This window comes from bacterium (genome assembly GCA_035527515.1).
In the GTDB taxonomy this organism is placed as follows: Bacteria; B130-G9; B130-G9; order B130-G9; family B130-G9; genus B130-G9.
The window spans coordinates 1-22,792 of sequence record DATLAJ010000110.1; the positions used below are offsets into that span (position 1 = coordinate 1).

A 22,792-nucleotide genomic window follows, 5' to 3' on the forward strand; every position below is an offset into this window, starting at 1 on the left:
GGGCAGAAGCTCTTGCCCGAAGGGCAGACCATGGGTAGCCGCAGGCGTAGCCTGACGGTGCGAATACCGCCACAATCCCCCTCCCCGTTGCGTTGCACGCACGGCTACCCACGGTATCCCCTGTCGGGGATTACAGCCTGCTCCTCGTTCGCACCCGTTAGGTGAAAGAAGCAACAACTCGGCTTTCGATATGAACTCCCGTGCCTATGTGCCAGCCAGCTTCAGAGCTCAACTTCAGAAACGATCAATCTGATTATCGGGGAGCTCCTCGAGGCTTGTATCTTGACAGCTGCTTTGCTATCTTGGGTCTGTGGGATGCGTCCCTGAAGAGACAGGTGTTCTGACATCAATCACAGTTCTTAAGGAGCTTTTCAATGAGACATATTAGGGTTCTTTCCTTGTCTGCAATTATCTTAACGGTTTTCTGGTGCTTTCCAACGGGTGTTCAAGCTAGCGCACTCTACGTCCCATCCGAGTATCGGACGATTCAGGACGCAATAGACGCCGCCGCCTCGGGCGACGTGGTCTGTGTCGGCGTTGGCGCTTTCAATGAGGCGCTCGTCCTCAAGGAGGGCGTAACGCTTCTTGGCAGCGGCAGAAGTCGGTCGGTTGTCGATGCCGGGGCAGACGCGATTGCCATTCAGGCTGCGCAAGGGAGCAGGGTGTCGGGCCTCTCGATCGAGGAGGGCATAATCGGGATCGACTGCAAGGGCGCCGACGTCGTCATCGAGAACAACTACATCCAGAGCAGATACGTGGGCATCAGGTCAGAAAACACCTCCCCACAGATATTCAACAACAGCATCGACGCAGTTTACGTCTGCATCATGGCCAAGGGCTCTGGCGCTCCCATCATTTACAACAATGAGATAACGGGGCGATACGTGGGGATTTGGGCGGAGAATATATCGCCGCTGGTGCGCAACAACAGGATCGCCGGCTTCGAGCATGGCATCTACACGATAGCGTCGAACGGCTACATCCTCAACAACAAGGTCATCAACAGCCTCTATGACGGCGTAGTCGTTACCAGAGGCTCCAGCTGCATGTTGAGCAACAACGCCATCATTGACCACTACGAACGAGGCGTAAGCGTATTCGATTCGTCGCCACAGCTTCAATACAACATCATTGCTCAGAACGAGATCGGCCTTTTCTGTCAGGATTCCTCGCCGACTCTCACTCAGAACTGCATCGCCTCGAATCGCGAGTCGGACTACGAGGGGATATCGCCTGGCGTGACTGACATGACAAGCGACCCGTTGCTGGTCGGCGTTGGCCTAGTTTCTTCCATCTCTGGCGCCAACTACGACACGCTGGTCTGCACGGACGCTCACTGGACGACGGATTCGCTCGTCGGTCTTGACCTCGTGCCCAACACAACGGGGATGTATATAATCTATGGCGGACAATCGAGGACGTTCGAGGTTCTGTCCAACACCCGGACCTCGATCAAGGTGGCCGTGGACACCTCGGAAGACAACTACAAGACGCTTTTCAAGTGTGGCACCACCGAGGATTACACTAAAGCTGGCGACACGTTCTTCGTTGACGACGTGCACGTGCAGACGACGGGGGCCGGATGGCCGTCCGATTCGCCATGCCTGGCCGGAGGCCTGGGCATATACGGTGGCGAGTATGGTGGCGACGCTGGCCTGCTAAATGCGCCGCTGGTTTCCCTAAGCAGCGTTGAGCAGGTCTATAAGACCAACCAGACCGTGAACATCACGGCAGACCTCTCAAACGATCAGAGCGAGCCGATCGACGCTGACCTTCACATTGTTGGCTTCATAGATGGCTCCTCCACCTTCTACGCCTATCCCAATTGGACGCTGGGCTTCAATGCTGTCCCATATAGCCTCACCGCCTACCAGAGCGAGACAATACCCGTGCTGGTCATCCCGGCCGCGGCAGTCCCACCGGTGGATTTCAAGATACTCGCAGCCTTCACAAAACGCGGGACGTTCGAGCTGATCTCGCCGATCTCGGAGCTCTGGTTTAGCATAAAAGGGGATTAAAAAGCCCTGCCGGGGCCGAACCCAGGGCCGGGCTTGTCCAGTCCTTATCCCTCTGCGGGAGGGCGATGGCGCTGTCCCGAGGGATTGCTGGCCCTTCTGATGATAACCTTGTCGAGGACGACGGAGCTCCCATCGCGCTCCTCGCTGCCCCGCGGCGCAAGCATCTTGATGCAAAGCATCCCGCTACGCTTCTGTGTCTGCGCCTCGAATCGATAGAGCGAAGGCTCCTCTGACGTTATCTTGCCCTGCCACAGAACCTTCCCGTCCAACGCGACCTGAATAGTCGGCCACTCTCCCCCTTTCGGTTTTGCCTGGGCGACAAGCGTTAGCGACGCCTGACCTTCTGGGAGAAGGACGGGAGCCAGCTGCTCGCTGGGGCGGAGTATCTCCCAGCCGCCGTGCACTCTTCTTCCCGCAAAGATGCCCGCCCTGAAGTTGTGGACCATGTCCTCCGCCTCGAGCACATCGACGAGGTCCGGCCCCCGCTCCGTATCGAGCCAGGAGCGATTGAGGCCCTCGTCCTCGAGCTTCTCCCAGAGCTTGCGCGAGCGCCCAAACCAGCCCCGCCGGCGATAGATTATCCTGAGTGCGATCTCTTTCTCCTCCGGCTTGCGGAATATCGGCGACAGCAGCTCCAGCAGCTCCACTTGCTCATCCCGAGTGAACTTCGAGGTCCGCCTCGAGATTGTTATGGTCTGATCATCACTGCCGTTGAATCGGGCAACCAGCTGATAGTGTTGGCTTAACAGCTTTGGCGGATCGGCGAGTAGCTTCTCCAGAAGCTGAACCTGCCGGTCGGCAGGCACCCAGGGCGAGGCCTCGGCCTCCCAAGACAACGTCAGGAATGGGCCAGTTCTGGTGACGATATAGTCCGAGTCAACGAGATACCAAAAAAAGTTGTCACTGCTCAAGGTCTTAAAGAGAATCCTCTTTCTCTGATTCATAATCGTCTCGAAGTTGCAGTAGATCGCCTGCAACGCCGGCAATTTGGGCGCTACTGCCACCGAGCAGAGCTCTGAAGGACGTCCCCAGTCAGCAGCGATTGTGCGAACGATGCGCGGTATCTGCCAATCGTCTCGTGTCGGGAACAGAGGCGTTACGAGGTGCTCGAAGAAAGAGGACCTGAAGGTAGTGGCGATGACGTCATGGGGTATAGCCCCCTGCAAGAGCATGATAAGTCCCAGTACAATAATGAGTGTGATCAGGACTGACCGACCAGTCGATGGCTTCAATGAGCAGATACCGTGGCCAGCGACAATCGCGAGGGCGGGGTATGCCGGCAGCATGTATCGCGGCCACTTGGGATAGAAGAAGAGCATGATGGCGAACGCACCCATAACCCAGCCTAGGGGGATGGCGACGCGGTTTAATCTTCTCTTGATCAACAGGACCACAAAGCCGAGCACAACCACACCGGAAAGGACCGGGGTCATCCCACCTATGAAACGGATGATGTAGAAGCCGAGGCTGAACAAGTTGAAAGGGTGTGATGGATATATGCCCGTGTAGATATCCTTGTTGAGCCGAAAAAGCGAGAGCACGTCTTCAAGGTGCTTTGCGTACCACGGGAGCGCGATTAAGAGGGCAAACGCGATCGCGATGCCGAGGTTTCGCAGTCTCTTGGACATGATGCCCTGGCGGGCTCTGCTCGCGATAGTCAGTGCCAACGGGCCGACCAGAAACACGAAGAATGTCCACTTGATCAGAAGCCCGAGTCCAAGCGATAGGCCAAGCGCAGCGGACCAGCCAGCCCCCCGAAAACCGTCAGTGCGGATGAGGCACAGAACGCTCAAGGCCACACCTAACGTCAACATCATGCTGAGATTGTCGAAGTGCGAAGCCGCGAAGACGGCGGGGAAGCATCCGACCAGGAACGCGGCGAGCAGGGCGGGCGAGGCGCTCTCCTGAACAAGAGACCTCGAGATGGCATACACGACCAAGATAAGCGCTGCGAAGCACAGGGCGGATGTGCCCAGCGCAAGTCTCTTGTCCACACCGAAAATGCGGAAGAGGCTGCCGACGACAGACCTGTGCGCAGGAGGATATGCGTCTAAATAGCGATCGATAATGTTGATCAAGCCGGCCGTGAAGCGGCTTGTCTGTGGCAGGATGCGGACCGCATCGAGCGTGTGCCTCACGCAGTCCTGGCCGCAAGGTGGCCGCCTGTCGTATGCAATCCAGAAGACGCTTGCGCCGACCTGAACGCTGACGATTAGCGCCAGAAGCCAAGAGGCTCGGCGGCGACTCACGTCCGCATTCTCGCGTCAGGAGATGGTCTGTCTGCTCGCATTGCCTCGTGCTAAGAGCTGCGACAGGAGCTCCTTGTCCTCTTTCGTTACCCCTTTGAAGAGCAAAAGACAGATAGCAAAGACCGCTAAGGTTACAACGCACTGAAGCTCCGACCCGAGGCCACGCGCAAGCCACAGCGCAGCGCCCGCAAAGGCGCCGGCGGCCGCGACCCGGAGTATGTATTTGCACATTCTGAATGAGGGGAGCGGTTTCCTAACGAAATGTGCGCTGAGCATCATCAATAGGACCTGCGTTACGACGGTTGCGGCAGCTGCTCCCTTGTAGCTGTAGGACGGTATGAGGGCGTAATTGAGTGAGATGTTGAGCATCGCACAGAAGAAAGCGGCTATCGCATTCTTGCGCTGATGGCTGCTGGCCACAAGGAGATAGATCAGCACATAATCGACGTAGATAAGTGGGATTGTCCACACGAGTATCTGAAGAGCAAGCTGCGACTGGGGCCCGAAGTCCTTGCCGAAGATCGGGATTATCCGGCCGGCAAGCGTTGTCAGAACGAAGGCCACGAAAAGCCCGGCTCCGAACAGGATGCGGACGAGCTGCCCAGATATGACCACGAGCTGCTCCCTATCTCTTACGAACTGCTTGGCAAAAAGCGGTAGAACGACCATGGCTGCTGCGCCCGGCAGGAGCATCGTGAACTCCAGAATCTTAAAGGACGCCACGTACCAGCCGACTACCGCCTCGTTGGTGAACATCCTTAGCATGACAACGTCGATGTGGAAATAGACAAAGGAGAAGAAGAGGGAGAATATGAGCGGCAGGGCTTCGAGGAGCAGATGACGCACGCGGCCAGTCCGTAAGCTGGGCCAGGGCCTGATCTTGAACCGCGATGCAACGACAAAGCACGTTGCCACAAGCGAGACAACGGCCGCTATTACGTAGGAAGCGGAGACGGCAAGAACATTCCTGAAGACGAGAACAAGGACTACGCCCAGAACCACAGCAAGCGCTCGATGGCCGAGGTTGATCGCGGCATCGTAGGCGAGTCTCTGCCGCTCAATATAGACTGCGTTGACCAGATCGATCATCGTGTTCAATATCCAATAGAGTGCGAAGAGTGCCAGGGGCAGGAGGTCTGCCGAGGAGAGGTCGATCTTCCCCGCCGCAATGAGCACGTAGGTTACTGACGCCACGAGGATGGCCGTTACGGCGCTCAGTATGAGCTTGATCAGAAGGAGGGCGGACATGGTCTGCTGCCTGCTCTGGGGCTCCTTGGCGCTCTCTCTTGCGTAGAGCGTGTTGAGCCCCGCGTCGGCGACCATCGCAAACAGGTTCGTGTAGAGCAACAGGAAGCCATACTTCCCTAGACCCTTATCGCCAAGCGTGCGCGCCAAGAATATGACGAAGCCGAAACCGATAACCTTGCGTCCGACCTCGCCGAGGCTCTTGAACGACACGTTCATAAAGACTCTCTGAAGAAGATTCATCCTACGTCCCTAGGCGCTCTCGCCAAAGAAACTGCCAGCATCACGACCTCGCTGACCCTTCGTGAGACCTAGCCAGCGTCCGTATCGCGAGCCCCGCTCCCATGATCGCCCCCGCGATGAGATGCACGCCGTGGTATCGAAAGACATCGATCATATTGTAGGCAAAGAAGGCGCACGCCGAGACGCAGACCGCCCCGGCAAGGTATCTCGCATCAGCAGCTTGGGTGCTGCGCAAGGAGCGAATCAGAAGCCAGACCACCGACACGGCGAAGAAAAGGAAGGCGCACAGGCCAACTATCCCAGATTCCAGCGCTGTCTGTAAGTAAAGATTGTGCAGGTGCGCTCGCTTGAGGCGCTCCTCGCCACTGCCCATCTGGACGTGCGCCATCGCCAGGTGGTAGTTGCCGGGTCCATAGCCGAGGACAGGCCGCTCTGCGATCATCGACAGCCCTGCACGGTAGAGATGCACTCGCTGAATGCCCGAGTCCATCGACACGAGCGAGGCGAAGTCCGCGCCTCGAAAGAGCACAGCTGCGACTAAGGCGAGCGCCAGCACCGCAAGCAGGACTAGCATTAGCGGCCGGCGGCCTGAGGGTTTAGCCTCACCTTTCGCTCTGCCGAAATAAAGAAGAGCAGCGAGTGACGCCAGGGCCAGCGGCCACGATGTGCGGGAGAACGTGAGCATCAGGGCGATGAGGTTGAGCACGAGGGCAGCAGCGGCAGCGGCCTTGCCTAATGCTGTTCTGTTTCGCGCAAATAGGAATATGCAGAGCGGCAGGATGATCACGAGGTAGCACGCAAACGAGTTGGCCTGATTGAAGAACGAGTGCGCCCTGACGTGCCATCCAGTCGTTAGACAGAAGAGCGAATCGATGCGGGAGTGCGGTTCGAGCTCAAACGCGGCCGAGGGGGGTCCCATGACGGACTGGAAGATGCCATAAAGCGAGGCTGGCACGCTGGCCGCGACAAGCGATATGATGAGCTTCCTAAGATCGTTGAGGCTCTCCATGGACAGGGCAGAAACCGTGAAAACCGCAAAAAATGAGAGCCAACGAAGGATATCCTTGAGTGCATTTGAAGTCGAAGCTGCAGAAGCGCTCGAGATAAACATCCACACACAAAACGGCATGAAAAGCAGGCAGACCCTGAGGATTCTCCTGAAGTCTATATTGCCCCTTATGAATCGAACGACCAATCCTGAAAAGATAGATAGTATCAGAAGCTCGTTGCTCGTGATGGTAACGCCAAGCTGATAATAGCTCTCGAAGGGGAAGAAAAAGGCCCCGAGCGCTATCGCTGACGCAGGGTGCTGCGCAGAGAACCACGCAAGCAGGATAATACATGCAAGAAAAGCGGCCGTGATCACAAAAGACATCTTGACTTTGAAAGAGCAATTGACATTATTCTACAATATAGTTATCAGTAATAATCCGTAGGGCGTCAAATTTAGCATTGAAGCCGAGTGTTGGCAAGTTGGGCGGTCAGAAGGTGAGGTGTGTGCCGTTGCCGCGAGCCATTTCTCTGATCAATGACGGTGGCGCTCTAATGAAAGTGCTCTTTCATGGCGAGTAAGATGGAGAATATGGTGGAGATATTTGGCGACGTGAGATTCGTCATTCTGATGGCGGCGGTCTGCATCGGTATTTTTGTGTTGATTTTCTTGCTGAAGCTCCGTCCCCGCGAGATAAGGGTCTTCGTCACCATATTCGCGGTCGGAATGGTCGCCATAGCTGGGATGTATGTCCTAACGTTCTTCGAGCCAAGTCTCGCCATCTTTTACGCCTACGCTGTGTTGGCGACCGCGACAGGCATCCTGCTGTTTATCTATTATCGCTACTTCGCCAGCTGAATCAGCTCTACCGTGGTGTGCGACTCTGCGCCCGGAATCCCACGCCTCCTGCGCCCGCTCTTCGGCCCGGCAGCGGACTACTTTCAACTTACAACCTGCTACCTGGGCGGCTTCTCATCCATCTGGCTGATAACGAACTTGAACTTGCCGCACGAGCGATAGGGGACCTCCTCGGCGGTGTGGATGCGGACTACCATCGCTTCTCCGAGCTTCCTCTTGAGCTCGGCGCGCAGCGTGTTGGCGGTCTCGTCGTCAAACTCGGGATTGGGCACGACATAGACGTCAAGAGTTAGCTTCTCCTTCTGGAGTAGCTGCGCTCTCTTGATGCCTTTTGGGAAAAAGAATGCGAAAGAAAGCCCTGATACCCACCGGCCATCCGCGGTTTGGACGCGGTCGTCAACCCGGCCGGTCAGGCGCTCAACAAGTGGGAGGGTTCGCCCGCACCGGCAGATTCGGTCCGTTGGCGTGGCGTAGTCCATCGTGTCATAACGGATGAGGGGGAAGGCCTTGTTGTGAAGCCCTGTTGCGATAATCCTGCCCTCCTCGCCGGGACCCGCAGGCGTCCCATCATCGTTGATGATCTCGACGATGCCATATTCCATCGCGACGTGGTAGCCGCCCTGAGGGCACTGAGTGATCAACACATTGTGCTCTTTCAGGCCATAATTATCGCACACGGGGACGCCGCTCCACTTCTCGATAAACCTCCTCTGATGGTCAAGCACGGCCTCGGACGCAGTGAAGACGCATTTGGGTCTGACGTCGTCGATACCCGCGTCCGAAAGGAGCCGGCATAGAGAATCGATGGCGGCCGGGTGGCCACGCCAAAGCTTCACGTGGTAGCTGCGCAAGAGCTCGGCATACTTGCCTATGTTTGCCGCATCAATTATGTCAGAAGACATCTCAAGCCCGCGGCACTTGCGGTTCCACTTGTAGCCACCCGGGGCATCCATTACCACGCTGCGGATGTCCAAGAACGGCTCGCCCAGCCGATAGCCGAGCCAGGAAAAATGCCGCCACATACACGTGAACTCGATAACGTTGGAATCGCTATCCCAATAAACCGTCAGCGGCGAACCCGTCGTCCCACTCGTTTGGATGGCCCTTGGCCGGAACCTCTCGAAATTATCGGCCTTGAACTCGTCATGATGCTCGATCAGGTAATCCTTCGAGAGGATAGGCAGCCTCGACAGGTCCCTCAGGCGCCTGAAATCGGACCTTTTGAGGCCGAGTTTCTTGAAGAGGTTTCGATAGTGGGGGACATGCTCAAGACAGTGGTCGAGCATTCTCGACAAAAGCTTCCATTGGAGACTGAGCAGCCGCTCACGGGGATAATACTGGCTCCTCCAGAGAAACCATCGCCAGTAAAGAAGGCGCCTCGGATAGAGGAAATCGCGTATCTTAAACTCGATCATCTGTCGCCCTCTCGCTCAGTGTGTCCGCTGCCACGCCACGATGCTGTCCCAATGGTCGGGCGCCCGAAACCGGAGGCTCTTATCCGGTGTTATCCCGCTCGTCCAGTCATCCCAGTTGGTCCCAAGCAGGATGTTGCCGGCGCTACCTAACCTGAACCTGTGCTCCTGCATAGCTCGGGCAAGAGTGCTCAGGCTCATAGGCTCGAAGCCCATGATCCTGGCTGCTGTGAAGTCAACTGCAACCGGGTCTCTGCCGGCCACTAGAACACCCTCTCGGCGTGGCTGTGAGGCCATCGGGCCGTTCGCGTCTCCGCCAATAATTCCATCAATCACCGCGAAGAACCGCCGCTGCTTCGTATCTTGCATCTTGCCATCAACACCGGCGTAGAAAAAAGCGCGCGCTATGTCGAGCACCATCCGCCATGTCGTGTCGTTGCTCTCCCAATTGCCCATCCGCACGGACTTGTGAAGGAACTTCCTGTAAAAGGCGTCGATCTGTGGCTGTTCCGATCTGTGCGCCCCCCGCTCCTTGACGGGGAACAGGATCGGCAAAAGCCCCGAGGCGATCTTGGCGACTGCCCTACCTCTTCTGGCCAGCAGGCAATCAATGGCCTTCCGGACAAGCTTCGTTTTTATCCGCAGAAGCCTGTCCCTCTCGATCGGAAACTCATCCCCTCCCTCCAGCGCATCACCCACGCGATAGTGCGGCAGAAAGTTCTTGTCGGTGTTTATGCCTACGAAGTTCTTGAGGCTGAGCGTTACGCCGGTTTTCTTATGGGTCTTGAGCTTCGGCACTCCGATCAGAACATCACTCTCCAGCACTCTCTTCGAGAGGCAATACCTGTTGGTGGTCATGTTATGATGTGAGCAGGTCTCGCGACGGTCATAATCCGACCCAAACAGACTAGAGAGCGTCTCTCCCAGCTCCGGGAACATGCTGTCCATGCCCAGGTCAACGATTACGCTCTCGGTCTCGAACGTATCGACAACCTCCCTATCGACGACGAGCCCGTGCTGAATTGTGCTCCTGACTCGCCGCAGGTCCATCAGGCCGGTCTCGACGCGCGAGCTCTTCCTGTAGAACTGGGCTACTTGCTCGAGGCCGGTTTGCTGGATGAGCCTCTCGAACCGCGCGTTGAACTGAGGCGCGTCAGCAAACAGGATACGGCCCTCGCCCCGAAGCGCTACCTCGACGTAATCCGCTATCGCCCTGATGACGGAGCCGTGCGTCGCGATCGAGAAGATCGTTTCGGAGTTGATGTGGTAGTCCATGACGAAGTTTGGGCTGATGACTACCCGGTCGCCGGGCGTTACGATCTCTCGCAACGGGTTCCAGTTTGGCTGGTCGTAGTGCGCCTCGTCCAGTCCAAGCAAGCGGAGTGTCTCGCGGACGGCGGCATAGACGTGATTGGTCTCATCCAGAGCACCTTTGCCCTTGAACGGATACTCGGGATACTCGATCGGCGGGTTGAAAGGCGGGGTCGATGGGTAAGCAAGCTCCGGGTCCCTGAAAACCGCCACACGTTCGCCGTGCCCCGTAGGCGTCATTCTCTCCACGTCGTCCATAAACCCTCGCCAATCCCGCTCAAAAAAGACCCGCTCGCGGCGCATCAAGCGCCCTGGCCAGGGCATTGCGCGCCGAAAGACTCGACATGCTACCTCACGCTAAAAATATCTTGGAAGGCAGTTTGCAGCTGCTCATCTCCGCCAGGGAACCACATCACGCCGACACCGACCCTTAGACCGAACATCAGGGCCACAGAATCAACCTCAATTGTCTCTGGTTCCGTCTCGAAAACAAGGCACAGGCCGGTCAGACGGTCAGCCATAAACCAGTCCCGCGAAGTGCTGAGCTTGAATGTCTGTTTCCGCACAACCCCGTCGTAGGGCAGGTCAAAATCTCGACCAAACCACCGGCGACCGTCCAGCTGCCACTCAAGCCGCATCTTATGGAGGCCATGGTCAGGCGACTCGGCGCCCAAGACGAGCTCCACCTCGTTGACAGCAAGCGTTGGAACCGACAGGTCAGAATAGCAGAGCGATGCCTTGCCGTGAAGCGGGCGACCTCCAACTCCTTCGACCTGTTCGGGCAGACCGAAACGCCGCAGCTGCCACCTATCGTCTAGAACGCCAGCATCCGGCCGGCGGGGCATGGACCATCGCCCAAGCGTTATATCAGTATTCGCGAACTCCGGGCGCCAGCAATTCTTAAACTTCTCCCGGAGCAAAGCCTCGTCCGACTCGCTCCGCAGGAGCCGACCGTCCTGAAACACGAAACAGCGCATTTGCTCGGGGCTGGGCGGTTGCTCGCCCTTGGCTACGTCACAGAAGAAATCAGAGTATCTCTTGGCGGCAATCTGCTTCAGGTCGTAGTAGAACTCAATCCGCATGAGCGGCGGCAAGGCGCTGTCATCGGAGACATAAACAGTAGTGTTGTTAGGCAGGTCGGGAACCCGCGTCTTCATGTCCATCACCACCGCGTCCGCCTTCCAGGCGTCAGGGCGCCAATCGCTGCCCGTCCGCGAGAAAGTCGCAGCGGAGAACACGACGAGTAACACGACTAGGAGGCCTATCCTGACAGAGCGCCAGGCGAGCTGATTCAACGGCCCTCGCCAGCGAAAGACCCGAAACAGGGCGAGCCCAGGAATGGCCAGCAGGTTCACGACGCTCGCAAGCATGAGAAGCGCTGATCTGATGGACAGACCCTGCGCAGTAAGCGATTCGCCAAAGATTAGCCTCTTGAGCGTGATTCCCACCGATTGCCAATATGCCGGATCGACCTGGGAATGCAACTGCCCCGCCGCACTGCCAAACGAGGCAGGACCTAAAGCGCGATATGGCATCAGGAAAAAACCGATGATGGTGCACAGGAGCAGAACATCAATGAGCACCGGGGCCGGCCGCCTGTGGCTGCTTGCGCGATGCGGCCTAAGTTTTTCAAATGTCGCGACATTGTTCGTGCCGGGCGCTGCCCGGCCCCCGATGCTACTCTGCGAAGCTGCGCTACTCTGCGAAGCACGAGACCTGATCAGCGCGGCCAGCGCGAGCGCAAGGCCGATGCTGGGGAGGTATGCATGCCGGTCGGAGGTGAGAGCGTAGAATGGAAACGGCAAGAGCGCCGTGGCAAGAAGCGAGAATCTGGCAAGTCTTCCTCCCTTTATGAGCGGGGCCATGACCATTAGTATTAGTCCCGGCAAGAACCACGGCTTGGCCGCCTTGACCAGCATCGAAAGAAGGAAAAAGGGCAACCTGTAACTCAGCGAGATTGACAGCACCATCCCCACATCCTTGTCGCCTGGCTTCGCCATGAAGTTGAGCCCAGCCGCGAGCCCAAGCGCAGCAACAAGCGGAAGCCAGTATTTGATGCGGCCACTAATGTAGCCCCAGAACGGCCGCTCCTTTCTGTCGATGAGAATCTCCCATGCGACCAAGAAAAGCAGCATCGATGCGGTGCTCTGTTTGGTCATTATCGCGATCAAATATACAAGTGCAGAGGCCCAGGGCAGCCGCCTACGGTCCCCGCCAGTGGCCTTCATGTAAAGAAGTAACGAAATGAGCAAGAGGCAAGTGCTGACCGGCTCTACCCAGTGGTATATGGTGCTCACGGCGTCGAAATGGACAGGCATCGACAAAAAAATCGCGCCGGCGAACACAGCCCACCACGTCTCATCCCTGAGTCGCCTCGCCAAAAGATAGATCAGAAAGCCGCAGAGCGCATGAGTGAGGATATTGATGACGTGATACCAGAACGGGTCTCTTCCGAGAAAAGTGAAGAAGACAAGCCAGGAGAGGCGAGGGACTGGCCGGTAGGTGTATGTCAACTCGGGATTGAATAGGGCGTGGTCCAGGTTGGCCTTGCTCAAAGGGCCAAGAAAATCGAACGTATCGGCGCAGAAGTAGTACGAGGTGGTCTTGAAGTAGAGAAGCAACGAAAAAGCCGCAAAACACAGGAGGACAACGAGATGCAGCCGCCTCTTGCGAGTAGAAAACACTTCGTTCACTCCATTCGTCAACTTCTCATTCCAATCATTCCAAAAACTCCAGCCAGAGCTGCTCCTTAACAGGCAGCCCTAAGCACTACCCAAACTCAGCTTCGCGGCTCTCAGTTATCCAAACTCTACGACCAGCAAGCGCACTCCCCGACCGGGCCGAGGCGCTCTTGCCAATCTCTAGAACGTTATCTTGCCGCTCAATATATGGCAATAGAAGAGCTTAGCCTAACGCTGTCCACGTGAGGTTTGGATTCTATCTTCTGTCATAGCTTTTTATGGTCTTGAGAGTTGTGCTGACTGATAGCCGGCGTGCCACTGCGCGGTTTGGAAAGTGCGTGGGCGTGCTACCCAAGCCGGCGATGAGCGATACTACCGCGCTCTTAAGGGCAAGATGTAGAGATGTAGAGCGCAATCGGGCGCTCTTGACAGCATCGACAGAAGCGCCGAATATCGTTCAGATAGACTGCGAGCATCGTGAGATTAGTTCGGCCATCAAAAAATGCTTCCCAAGGCCGACAATCAGCCGGATGCCCGCTAAATAGATTGATGCCGAAGTGGCGGAACTGGTAGACGCGCTAGGTTCAGGACCTAGTGTGTAATTGCGCACGTGGGGGTTCGAGTCCCCCCTTCGGCACATTTCGGCGAGGGGCGGCGACGTGAAGCTGACTAGCCTGGGACGGTGCTTGAAGTAAAAGGCCGCTGTCCAATACACACACGGGCTAGTCACTGCTCGGGCCGATGAAATCCTCAAGAGGAACCGTGCTCAGCTCTCGCTCAAGGAACTTACCTATTCGGCTTTGCTTCATCTTCAAGAGCTTGTGCTCAAAGCCCAACACGCGGTTCAATTCCTGAGCAACTTCCCGGGGCCAATATCCAGCGCTCATCTGTATGATGCAGGCGCCTATCTCTCTCGCCAGACGTTCAATGCTGCTGTTCGGACCGATACGGTCAACGATAATGATCGTCGCCATGTAGTGCGCAGAACCGCCTATCTCAATCTCGCGCTCGAATCGTGTCACCTTATCTAGTGAGATCTCAGGATTCCCACGGCCAATGAAGCCTATGTCAAAGCGCACGCCCTTGCCCGCTTGATACAACAGCGTTGCATCGCTCTCGCGCCGCTTGTCTTTTGAAGACAACCAGAACACGCCGTCGAATTCATCCGGCGGACAGGTGACGAACTTGAACCCCAGGATGTGAAGCAGAGAACCAAGAATCAGCTTCTCGAATAGCTTGCCATAGGCTGATTTGTCGGACCCACGAATCGCCAAAGTCTGGGACCCAATCGTGTTGAGAAGATATGTCATGGCCAGCCAATTGATCTCCGCTCGAACACCAGAATCGATCGCTAAGCTGCCACGCAATTGCCCACTGCGTTCCGTATGCTTCTCGATTGTTTGCCGGCAGGTCTCGATGTAACGGTCTCGATATCTCTTAAGCGCATCCGGATTGTCCCTCAAAACATTCTGGAAGCCTTTGTCTGTCAGGCCGAGAACCCATTGAGCTAGCCATCTTTCTGCCTTGCTAGGAGCGCCCGCCCCAAGAATGGTCGTGGCCAGATGAGGCAATTCACTGATGAAGCTGTTAGATAGAGCCAAGCCCTTAAGAAAGAGATCGACCGTTGCGAGATTGATCGCAACAATGCGGCGCCGCGTCAAAACCTCGGTCGAGTCCCGGATGTTGTGCCCAGTTAGAACATCAAGCACAACTCCCCGCACCACGTCTAAACCTATTTCTCGAACTAAGTCGGTCCCGCTAGCTGAAAGTAGCTTCAGTCCGGCAGGTGTCATTAGTTCGCTGAGACTTTTTACCTCAGATGTTCCTTTCGGCATATCCTCACTCAGAAAAGGATGTCTTCTGTCTCAATTGGCGGACAGTTTATGGTCAGCACCTGCCCGGCTTCTTTGCCGAGCCAATTCTTGGCCTCTTCACGAATGATGTCGATATAATCTGGGCTCAACTCGATTAGCACAAACCGGCGCCCCAGTTTTGCGGCAGCCTTGCCAACTGTGCCGATCCCCGCGAATGGGTCTAGCACTGCGTCGTCTTTGAACGAGTAATATGTAATGACTCTCTCAGCTAGTTCAACTGGAAAGACGGCGGGGTGCCGTCTGTCGTGTGCGGGCTTGATTCTCCAGACATTCGTTCGCTCATAACCGTCACCAATGCGGGACGCTCTGACTGACCCGGGTTCTGGGTGAGTCCGGATGTTCCAGTCAATCAACTTCGCAGAGTGCTTGCGATAAACCAGCACGTATTCCGTCACCGGGACGGGCTTATATTGAAGTGGATTTCTGTCGGCTGCAAATCGCCTCCCTCGACCAGTTGCCCAACCGGCGCCTTCCGGCTTCACCCAGATGATGTCATCTATGAAGTCGTATCCCTCATCGATGAAAACCCTATGTAGGTCAAATGGCAGTGCGATTCGGCGCGAAGACTGATTCCGGCTGGTCCGTCTTATGAGAACCGGCGACACGTTCATGACAAAGAAGCGGCCCTCGGACAAGACGCGATGAGTGTTCCGTATCACCTTGCGGATCTTGAGAAGATAGTCTTCGTAGGAGATGTAATCGGTGTACTCAGGCCGAGCGTTGAAGTAGGGCGGCGAAGTGAAGGCGAGATCGATGCAGCCAGCAGGCAGGTCTTGCAGTATCTCTTCGCTGTCACCTAGAGCGATTGTGCTGCGCAAAGATGAACGAAAGCGTATCTGCTTGGTGCGGTCTGTTGATTCTCTGTGGACGTCCTCATTTCTCCCAAGAAGGCAGGCCTCCAACACCGAAGGCGAGGTTGACTTGTCTTCGAGAACCAGCGACGTGCGAGCGTCTATGACAACCTCGCCAATACGCTGACCGGTTGACCTGTTCAGGAGGGCTGTGCGCCAGACGTGATAGCGATCGTCTATTTCCGGCAGACCGAAATCAACAGCGTTCTGTAGCTGGGCGTTCTCGAGCCAGCCCGATGCGACCTCTTTCGCAGACTGGACATCAAGAACAGCGTACTTCCTCTGCTCTGCTACCGTTGCTCTTCTCGGCATTTCTCTCACCCCTATTCCAGCATGTAATATAAGCCAGCTCCGCATCAGGTCAAGCAATTGCTGACTGGCCTTCATGGTGATGCCGATGAGGTCCTTCCGGTGTGCCGGGCAGGGCAAAAGCCTATTCATCCGCAAAGCGACTTGACACGCTTACTGATTTGTGTTTAACTAAAAGGGAGGGTCAAATTTGCGCTTCCCCAGAGGGAGCCTCTTAATGGTTAGCGTTCTTTGGTGGGGAAACGGCTTCTTTTGGCGCCAAATAGATATAAGTTGAAATGATGCAATTATTTGATGAACAAGGTTAGGAGGGTTTTATCCACAACGTTAACCAATCCGAGATACCACAAAGCGACGTTAACCTAGAAGTTCCTGAGCTTCAGATCCTCGTGATAAAAAAGGACGAGGATTTTCCTGCATATCTAGACCGGCAGAAGCTTGCGGGGTTTCTCCACAAGAGCCTCAAGCCCTTCGAAGACCCGGTATCTGATATTGATAGCGGCATTGACTATGCTCTTTCGTCCGAACCTGGTAGGGGCGGTTTCGTCCTGATTGCCGAGTCTGCCGGTCACCTGGCGGGTGCACTTGTAATGCTGCGAACGGGCATGAAGGGCTACGTGCCTGAGAACTTGCTTCTGTTTGTAGCAGTGGCGCCATCAATGCGTGGCAAGGGCATTGGAGCGATGCTGGTCAGGAAAGGGGTCCAGATCAGCGATGGAGACATCAAGCTACACGTTGAGCACGCCAATCCAGCCAAGCGGCTCTATTATCGACTCGGGTTCACAAGCAAATATGCCGAGATGAGGTATATCAAGTGAGCCGGGTTATCATTAACCTCGACGCGCTGGAGCATAATGTCGCTGTAGTCAGCGGCTGGATGAAGCGTCAAGGAGCTAGCTGGACGGTAGTCACCAAAGTCTTGTGCGGCCACACCGATGCGCTAACAGCTCTACAGCTTCTGGGTGTTCGGTCGATGGGCGATTCTCGCCTCGATAACCTCCGCGCCATCGAGCGAATTATCCCTGATTTCGAGGCGTGGTACCTACGTGGACCTTCCCTGTCATCGATCGAGGAGACCGTGCGCCTCGCGGATGTCAGCCTGAACAGTGAGATTAAGGTTATCGAGGCGCTCAACGAGGTGAGCGGCCGCCTCGGCAAGATACATCGTATCATCATCATGATTGAGCTCGGCGATCTGCGGGAGGGGATACTGCCGGGTTCGCTGGTGAAGTTTTATCGGCAGGTGTTTCAGTTGCCGCACATCGAGGTTATTGGAATCGGCGCCAACTTAGGCTGTTTGGCCGGTGCGGTGCCTACAGTTGATCAGTTCATGCAGCTCTTGCTTTACCGCGAATTGCTTGAGCTGAAGTTCCAACGGAAACTGCCGATGGTCTCTGCCGGTTCTACCATTTCCCTACCTCTTATTCTAGAGGGACTGCTGCCGAAAGCCATCAATCACTTCCGCATAGGTGAGGCGCTCTTCTTGGGCACCAATCTAATTGATGGGGGCACGTTACCCGAACTTCGGGACGACGTGGTGCTGCTTGAGGCAGAGATCACCGAGATCAAGGAGAAGGGCCTGGTTCCGCTGGTTGAGACCAGTGCCGTGACTCCTTTCGAGAACGGTATGAACCAGGAAGAGATTTCGCCTGGACAGCGGGGGTATCGGGCGCTAGTAAATGTTGGGCAGCTGGATACGGATGTCGCCGGGCTTGCGCCGGTCAACAAGGAGTATAAGATCGCAGGCGCCAGCAGCGACATTACCGTTATCAATGTTGGCGATGAGAGTGGTGGCCTTAAGGTCGGGGATAAGATTCGATTCCATCTCAATTACTCGGCGTTACTCAGGCTAATGAGCGGTAGTTACGTTTTAAAGGAAGTAGAACCACCTCTTGAAGAGTTCCAGAAGGACCTGCAAAACGAACAATGCAAGGTCTCCCCCGCCATCTCATCTAACCACCAAGAAAACCAGATAAGCTTGGCCACAGATGGATAAACAACTCAGCCGAGCGCAGCAGCGGGACAGGAACGTGTGGGACTCATGCGTGCACCGCTACGAAGAGCATGTTGTCTGCGGACATCCGGATATAGTGGCATACGAGGCCTTTGAGGAGGATTTTCTCGACCGTCTCCTGCTTTATCTTGTCCGTGAGCGTGGCCGGTCCGTTCAATTATTTGACGTCGGCTGTGGGTCTGGCCGTTTACACCTGCGCTATGGTCTGAAAACGGCAAATGATGCGGACTTGGACCCAGATTCGGCCGAAAAGCTCCGCCGAGCGCGCCAATCCCTTCCCGTTTGCGGGTACGACCCCTTGCTGGCGCGACGGCTGCGTTCCGTCGGCGGACTGGATTTCTCAGAACACATGATCGAGCTGGCCAAAGAAAAACTTGTTTCCGCTGGGCTGGGCGCCTTGATTGGCTCGAAGTTGTTTTTCCGGGTAGGCTCCGCTTTTGAGCTAGGACCATTGAAGAAGTACCCGCTGCCGGTAGTCGTGTCACTCTGCAACAGCATCGGCGTCATGCAGGGCCCGTCAGGCGCGGCGGAGCTCTTCAAGACTATGCGCCGAGCTGTCGAGGCCGGCGGCGGAATCGCCCTCATTAGCGGCTATCTTCAGGAGGCAGCGCAGGCTTTCGCACTCAGTAATTACGAATCCACTATGGATGTCTGCGGGCAGCCACTATGGCTTGAGCCGGACACCTATGCCGATTCCCGCCATATTCAGGTTCCTCAAGGCTACAGAAGAGCTCATGGCGCACAGCAGACTCTCAGCATCGATGTATTTGACCGAAAAGGCCGACTTGTCAAGCAAGGTTTTATGCTTCGGCGCGACAAGGCGGCTGTCAAACAGGTGATCAAGACAGGTCATATTCAAACGCACACTGACTACGAGTCCTATTGGTACAGCGCGGACCAATTTGACGCCTGGATCAACGAATATTGGCCTAAAGGCATGACCTACCATCTCATTGGGAAGTCTATCGACGCCTTGCGCGCTGAACCTGTTCAACTGGCAGTTCTAGACGTCGGAGGGCGGCTTAAAGGATTGCTCGAGCGCTGGCAAGCCGTGTAAACGCCAATCACTGCGGCGGTCGCCTTTTCTGCGTCTAGCGCTCTCAACGGAGGAGACCATTGTCTAATCAGTTGATACTCTGGGCCATCGTTATCGGATATGTCGTCTTCGTTTTTATCAAGGGCGTTCGCAAAGCAAAAGAGGTTGGGAGCACCGACGACTTCTTGGTCGCTGGGCGCAACGTCGGTTGGTTCTTTCTCTTCTGCACGATGGGCGCCACCGTCATCGGAGGCGGGGCCTCGATCGGGGCGATCGGCAAAACCTACGATTGGGGCATCCTAATGCTCCTGGTCTCAATGGGATGGTATATCCATTTCATTTTCTCGGGCCTGGTCGTAGCTCCAAAGTTCCGAAAAGCGGAGCTCTACACGGTGGCGGGTTATTTTGGGCACCGTTTTGGTGAGGGCCCGCGATTCTTGGTTCTGATTCTCTCTCTTCTGTTCTCAGTCTTCATAGTTGCCGCACAGATGGCCGCATTCGGCTGGGTTCTGTCCGCGATCCTACCCCAGTTTGCGGAAACGCAGAGCATTCTGAATTGGGCGATACTCATCGGTGGCTCCATGGTGGTGATTTACAGCACGGCTGGCGGGCTTCTGGCGGTAATTCACACTGACGTGTACCAGTTTGTCGTGCTTATGGTCGGTTTTGTCGTAACGCTTGCCGCCTGTGCGCCGACGATTATCCTGCACTGGGATGGCGTAACGGATATGATCAAACCTGAATTCTTTCAAATGGAGGGTGGCAAGGGGTGGTTATTTCTCATAACAACCTTTCTTGCTTTCCTTCTGGGCGAGACGTTCGCGCCCGGCTACGCGACGCGTTACTGCGTCGGCAAGAATATCAGGCAGACAAAGATAGGCATTGCCGGGGTTGGGTTCTTTCTGGCAATCGTCTTTCCAGTCGTCCTATTCTTCATCGCGCTTTATGCACGGATAAACTTTCCCGATATCGAACCTCAGCAAGCGCTGCCGATGGTCGTCAAGCAGCTGAACAACCCCGTCATCGGCGGGATGATAATCGGCGCACTGCTGATGGCTGTAATGTCATCCGCCGACTCGGCCCTCAACTCCTCCACGGCTATCTTCGTCAAGGACCTCTTCGAGCATCAACTTGGCTGGAAGGACAAGGGAGATGGGAAGATGCTGAGGCTTGCCCGTATCTGCTCTGCCGGCCTGGGAGGCGCGGCCATACTGGTCGCAATCCTTTGGTCAGACATCATCGGTCTATTACTGTTCACTTATCATGTTTGGGCGCCGGCGATAATCCTCCCGGTGGTCGTAGGTGTGCTGTCTAAGAATCGGTCCAAGAGACTCTCTAGGGACATCTTTGTCACGATGCTCGTGGCCACAGGGGCAACACTGGCCTACCGAGGCCTCCTCTTCCTGAACGCCAGGCTGGACTGGGCGCCTCTTGGCAAGGCCGCGTATGAATTCATGGACACCTTTGACCCATCTGTCTTTGGCGTTGCGGTCTCTTGTCTTGTCTTTCTGGGCCTCAACCTGTTCCTCAGACGCAAGCAAATACCGGCGGGGCAAAAGCAGTAATCGACTGGGTTGTATTGACGCGCTCTGCGAGGACTCGGGGTGCGGCACCGCCACGTCTGAGTGCATAAGCGAACGTCAGACTAAAAGAGCACAACAGCTGGTAGAACGCCCGTCCCATGCATAAGGTTGACCACGATCGCCAGCGGGATCAGCAGCAAGAACAACATCGATTCCCTTATCGTCCGAAGCACCGCGCGCTCCTCGATCGCCATCACACCATCCTTCCAGGCGCCCCGGCGGTATTTCCAAACGGCAGGGAGAAACCGGGGCGTTGCCATGCGGTATCGGTCGTATTCTGCGCCGAGCTCCTTTGAGAGCTTCCCCTCTTCTCTCGATATGACCGCAAAGTAGTAAAGGACGAATAGCGGAACCATGAATACCAGCAGAAGCACGTTCTCAAACGCGATCGCCACGCCCAAGCACAGAATGCCGCTGAACGAATAGAGCGGATGCTGCATCATTGAATATGGGCCGGCAGATGTCAGCTTCTTACTTTTTTTGCCGCTGATATACAGAATAGACCAGACTCGCCCGAGACCACCCACGATTATCAGCGCCGGGCCTAGGACCTGCATGACATAGCACGTCACGGAGTCCCCAGGGAAGGAATGTCGCGTGAAAAGGATCGTGGGCACCAGCACAACGAGCGCAAGCCTCGACACACCTAGACGACGCGTTATGAAGAACTTGGCTATCCTTGACCTGCGCTTCGGCGCCTCGCACCGACCCAGTGTGACCGGGCTCTGATTCACCCTCACCTAATCCCGTAGCTCACAAACCAATCTGCCATTGGCATTAGTATTACCACAACGGGGCGGTGCAATGCAATGCCCGTTCGCGAGCTACGCAGCGCATAGAACTTCTTGTTGTGATAACTTCAACCAAACAGCAACATGCTTATCACCACCGGTTCTTGATCTTTTTATGCCGCCACGTATGGTTGTCTTTTGTACTGAAGTTCCTAAGCCATAAGTTCAAGAGAGGTTGAATATTCTTGCAGGTAATAGCTGTAACCGTCAGATTGCGCCAGATGGGTTCTTTTGAGCAGTGTGCTTGTCGCCACCTATGGCTCGACCCCGGCAATCTCTGTATTGTCGGCTCGAAAGGGAGAGAGCGATTTGGCCGGGTCGTTTCTGGCCCCAAAATGACCGACCCCGAGAAGCTCTCCTCAGACCAATGGGAAGTGCTGCGCCTCGCGAAAGAGGATGACTTCAAGAAGGTTCTTGAAAACGAAAAAATGGAGCGAGATGCGTTCGAGGCCTGCCGGCAACTGATCAAGAAAAGAGAGCTTCTGATGAAGCTCGTTCGGGTCGAGTATGCTTTCGACAGGTCGCAGGCTCTATTCTATTTCACCGCGGAAACTAGGGTCGATTTTCGAGAGCTTGTTCGCGACCTCGCACATCAGTTTCGGACAAGGATAGAGCTCAAACAGGTCGGCGTCCGGGACGAGGCGAAGATACTCGGGGGCATAGGCTATTGCGGTCGGGAGCTTTGTTGCAAGGCGTTTCTCCATAACTTTCAGCCGGTCTCCAAAAAAATGGCGCGAGACCAGAATCTGACGCTCAACCCCTCCAAGATATCTGGAGTATGCGGCCGACTGCTCTGCTGCCTGGTCTATGAGGAATCCATGTACGAAGAGCTGAGTCGCGGGATACCGAAGGAAGGTGCGGCCGTTGAGACGCCTTCTGGCCCCGGGAAGGTCAAGACCGTCAACCCTCTTAAGCAAACGGTCGATGTTCAGCTCGCCTCGGGAGTGACTAAATGCTTTGAGGTCGCCGATGTCAAGTTGGTGAAAGCGAATGGCGCGCCAGAATCCGTGATAGAGCCTGATAATAGCGGAGGCAATGATGGGACCTCTGGTCCCGATTTCGACGGAAAATAGCTTCTGCCAAGACAGCTATTAGCCTTCGCAGGTTTGAGGCTGTCCAATAAGTGCATCTGCATGGCAGAATCCTTGTGTTTAAGGATGCCTGGCCCTGGATGTAGGGGCGGTTCACGAACCGCCCGACGCCAGCGCCACAACATATTGTGGGCGATTCGTGAATCGCCCCTACAAGAAACACGGCTGACCCCTTTATTGGACAGCCTCTGGAACCACGAGCACACGATTGCAGAACTTCAAATGCAGAACTTGG

Annotated in this window: 16 protein-coding genes and 1 tRNA gene; 8 read left to right on the forward strand and 9 right to left on the reverse strand. The window is 55.8% G+C overall.

Features of this window, described 5'->3' with window-relative positions; translation table 11 throughout:
• Nucleotides 1-374 precede the first annotated feature (374 nt).
• Nucleotides 375-2,018 (forward strand): right-handed parallel beta-helix repeat-containing protein, encoded by a 1,644-nt coding sequence (locus VM163_08365; protein ID HUT03888.1) that lies wholly within the window; start codon nucleotides 375-377, stop codon nucleotides 2,016-2,018.
• 44 nt (nucleotides 2,019-2,062) lie between these two features.
• Here the strand turns inward: VM163_08365 and VM163_08370 are convergent, their stop codons facing one another.
• From VM163_08370 to VM163_08380, 3 genes are read right to left on the reverse strand one after another with little or no spacing between them, the layout of a single operon-like run.
• Entirely contained in the window at nucleotides 2,063-4,267 is a 2,205-nt protein-coding gene (locus VM163_08370; protein HUT03889.1) for a glycosyltransferase family 39 protein, read from the reverse strand.
• Between the two features lie 15 nt (nucleotides 4,268-4,282).
• Nucleotides 4,283-5,755: a flippase gene (locus VM163_08375; protein HUT03890.1), complete on the reverse strand. Its 1,473-nt coding sequence runs from the start codon at nucleotides 5,753-5,755 to the stop codon at nucleotides 4,283-4,285.
• Nucleotides 5,756-5,795: 40 nt separating this feature from the next.
• Nucleotides 5,796-7,121 (reverse strand): O-antigen ligase family protein, encoded by a 1,326-nt coding sequence (locus VM163_08380; protein HUT03891.1) that lies wholly within the window; start codon nucleotides 7,119-7,121, stop codon nucleotides 5,796-5,798.
• 195 nt (nucleotides 7,122-7,316) lie between these two features.
• Here VM163_08380 and VM163_08385 point away from each other — a divergent pair, with 195 nt between their 5' ends.
• Nucleotides 7,317-7,604, forward strand: a complete 288-nt coding sequence (locus tag VM163_08385; GenBank protein HUT03892.1) for a hypothetical protein — start codon at nucleotides 7,317-7,319, stop codon at nucleotides 7,602-7,604.
• A gap of 98 nt (nucleotides 7,605-7,702) precedes the next feature.
• Here the strand turns inward: VM163_08385 and VM163_08390 are convergent, their stop codons facing one another.
• From VM163_08390 to VM163_08400, 3 genes are all read right to left on the reverse strand, one after another.
• A complete protein-coding gene (locus VM163_08390; GenBank protein ID HUT03893.1) occupies nucleotides 7,703-9,019 on the reverse strand; it encodes a hypothetical protein in 1,317 nt (438 codons plus the stop codon).
• A gap of 15 nt (nucleotides 9,020-9,034) precedes the next feature.
• Complete coding sequence (locus VM163_08395; protein HUT03894.1) at nucleotides 9,035-10,585, reverse strand: DUF362 domain-containing protein; 1,551 nt, start codon at nucleotides 10,583-10,585, stop codon at nucleotides 9,035-9,037.
• A gap of 89 nt (nucleotides 10,586-10,674) precedes the next feature.
• Nucleotides 10,675-13,020 (reverse strand): hypothetical protein, encoded by a 2,346-nt coding sequence (locus VM163_08400; GenBank protein ID HUT03895.1) that lies wholly within the window; start codon nucleotides 13,018-13,020, stop codon nucleotides 10,675-10,677.
• 539 nt (nucleotides 13,021-13,559) lie between these two features.
• Between VM163_08400 and VM163_08405 the strand changes: the two genes are divergently transcribed.
• Nucleotides 13,560-13,645, forward strand: a tRNA-Leu gene (locus VM163_08405).
• Between the two features lie 85 nt (nucleotides 13,646-13,730).
• Here the strand turns inward: VM163_08405 and VM163_08410 are convergent.
• Together VM163_08410 and VM163_08415 are read right to left on the reverse strand one after the other, a co-directional pair.
• On the reverse strand, nucleotides 13,731-14,843 hold the full coding sequence (locus tag VM163_08410) for a CfrBI family restriction endonuclease (protein HUT03896.1): 1,113 nt from the start codon (nucleotides 14,841-14,843) through the stop codon (nucleotides 13,731-13,733).
• Between the two features lie 8 nt (nucleotides 14,844-14,851).
• Nucleotides 14,852-16,045 (reverse strand): site-specific DNA-methyltransferase, encoded by a 1,194-nt coding sequence (locus VM163_08415; GenBank protein HUT03897.1) that lies wholly within the window; start codon nucleotides 16,043-16,045, stop codon nucleotides 14,852-14,854.
• Nucleotides 16,046-16,431: 386 nt separating this feature from the next.
• Between VM163_08415 and VM163_08420 the strand changes: the two genes are divergently transcribed.
• From VM163_08420 to VM163_08435, 4 genes are read left to right on the forward strand one after another with little or no spacing between them, the layout of a single operon-like run.
• A complete protein-coding gene (locus VM163_08420; GenBank protein HUT03898.1) occupies nucleotides 16,432-16,860 on the forward strand; it encodes a GNAT family N-acetyltransferase in 429 nt (142 codons plus the stop codon).
• Nucleotides 16,857-18,038 carry an alanine racemase gene (locus VM163_08425; GenBank protein HUT03899.1) on the forward strand — a complete coding sequence of 394 codons (1,182 nt, stop codon included), beginning with the start codon at nucleotides 16,857-16,859 and terminating at the stop codon, nucleotides 18,036-18,038. Before VM163_08420 ends, VM163_08425 begins: the two co-directional genes overlap by 4 nt.
• Nucleotides 18,031-19,113: a class I SAM-dependent methyltransferase gene (locus VM163_08430; protein ID HUT03900.1), complete on the forward strand. Its 1,083-nt coding sequence runs from the start codon at nucleotides 18,031-18,033 to the stop codon at nucleotides 19,111-19,113. Before VM163_08425 ends, VM163_08430 begins: the two co-directional genes overlap by 8 nt.
• A 59-nt stretch (nucleotides 19,114-19,172) precedes the next feature.
• Nucleotides 19,173-20,657 (forward strand): sodium:solute symporter family protein, encoded by a 1,485-nt coding sequence (locus VM163_08435; protein ID HUT03901.1) that lies wholly within the window; start codon nucleotides 19,173-19,175, stop codon nucleotides 20,655-20,657.
• 80 nt (nucleotides 20,658-20,737) lie between these two features.
• Here VM163_08435 and VM163_08440 read toward each other — a convergent pair whose 3' ends face one another.
• The gene (locus VM163_08440; protein HUT03902.1) at nucleotides 20,738-21,415 is read right to left on the reverse strand and encodes an isoprenylcysteine carboxylmethyltransferase family protein; all 678 of its coding nucleotides are present in this window, start codon (nucleotides 21,413-21,415) and stop codon (nucleotides 20,738-20,740) included.
• A gap of 236 nt (nucleotides 21,416-21,651) precedes the next feature.
• On the opposite strand from VM163_08440, the gene VM163_08445 reads away from it, so the two are divergent.
• A complete protein-coding gene (locus VM163_08445; protein HUT03903.1) occupies nucleotides 21,652-22,539 on the forward strand; it encodes a stage 0 sporulation family protein in 888 nt (295 codons plus the stop codon).
• Nucleotides 22,540-22,792 lie beyond the last annotated feature (253 nt).

Bases quoted from the DNA above. Each gene is read 5' to 3' on its own strand.
- VM163_08365 (HUT03888.1), top strand. From the start codon at position 375: ATGAGACATATTAGGGTTCTTTCCTTGTCTGCAATTATCTTAACGGTT.
- VM163_08375 (HUT03890.1), bottom strand. From the start codon at position 5,755: ATGAATCTTCTTCAGAGAGTCTTTATGAACGTGTCGTTCAAGAGCCTC.
- VM163_08385 (HUT03892.1), top strand. From the start codon at position 7,317: ATGGCGAGTAAGATGGAGAATATGGTGGAGATATTTGGCGACGTGAGA.
- VM163_08390 (HUT03893.1), bottom strand. From the start codon at position 9,019: ATGATCGAGTTTAAGATACGCGATTTCCTCTATCCGAGGCGCCTTCTT.
- VM163_08395 (HUT03894.1), bottom strand. From the start codon at position 10,585: ATGGACGACGTGGAGAGAATGACGCCTACGGGGCACGGCGAACGTGTG.
- VM163_08410 (HUT03896.1), bottom strand. From the start codon at position 14,843: ATGCCGAAAGGAACATCTGAGGTAAAAAGTCTCAGCGAACTAATGACA.
- VM163_08415 (HUT03897.1), bottom strand. From the start codon at position 16,045: ATGCCGAGAAGAGCAACGGTAGCAGAGCAGAGGAAGTACGCTGTTCTT.
- VM163_08430 (HUT03900.1), top strand. From the start codon at position 18,031: ATGGATAAACAACTCAGCCGAGCGCAGCAGCGGGACAGGAACGTGTGG.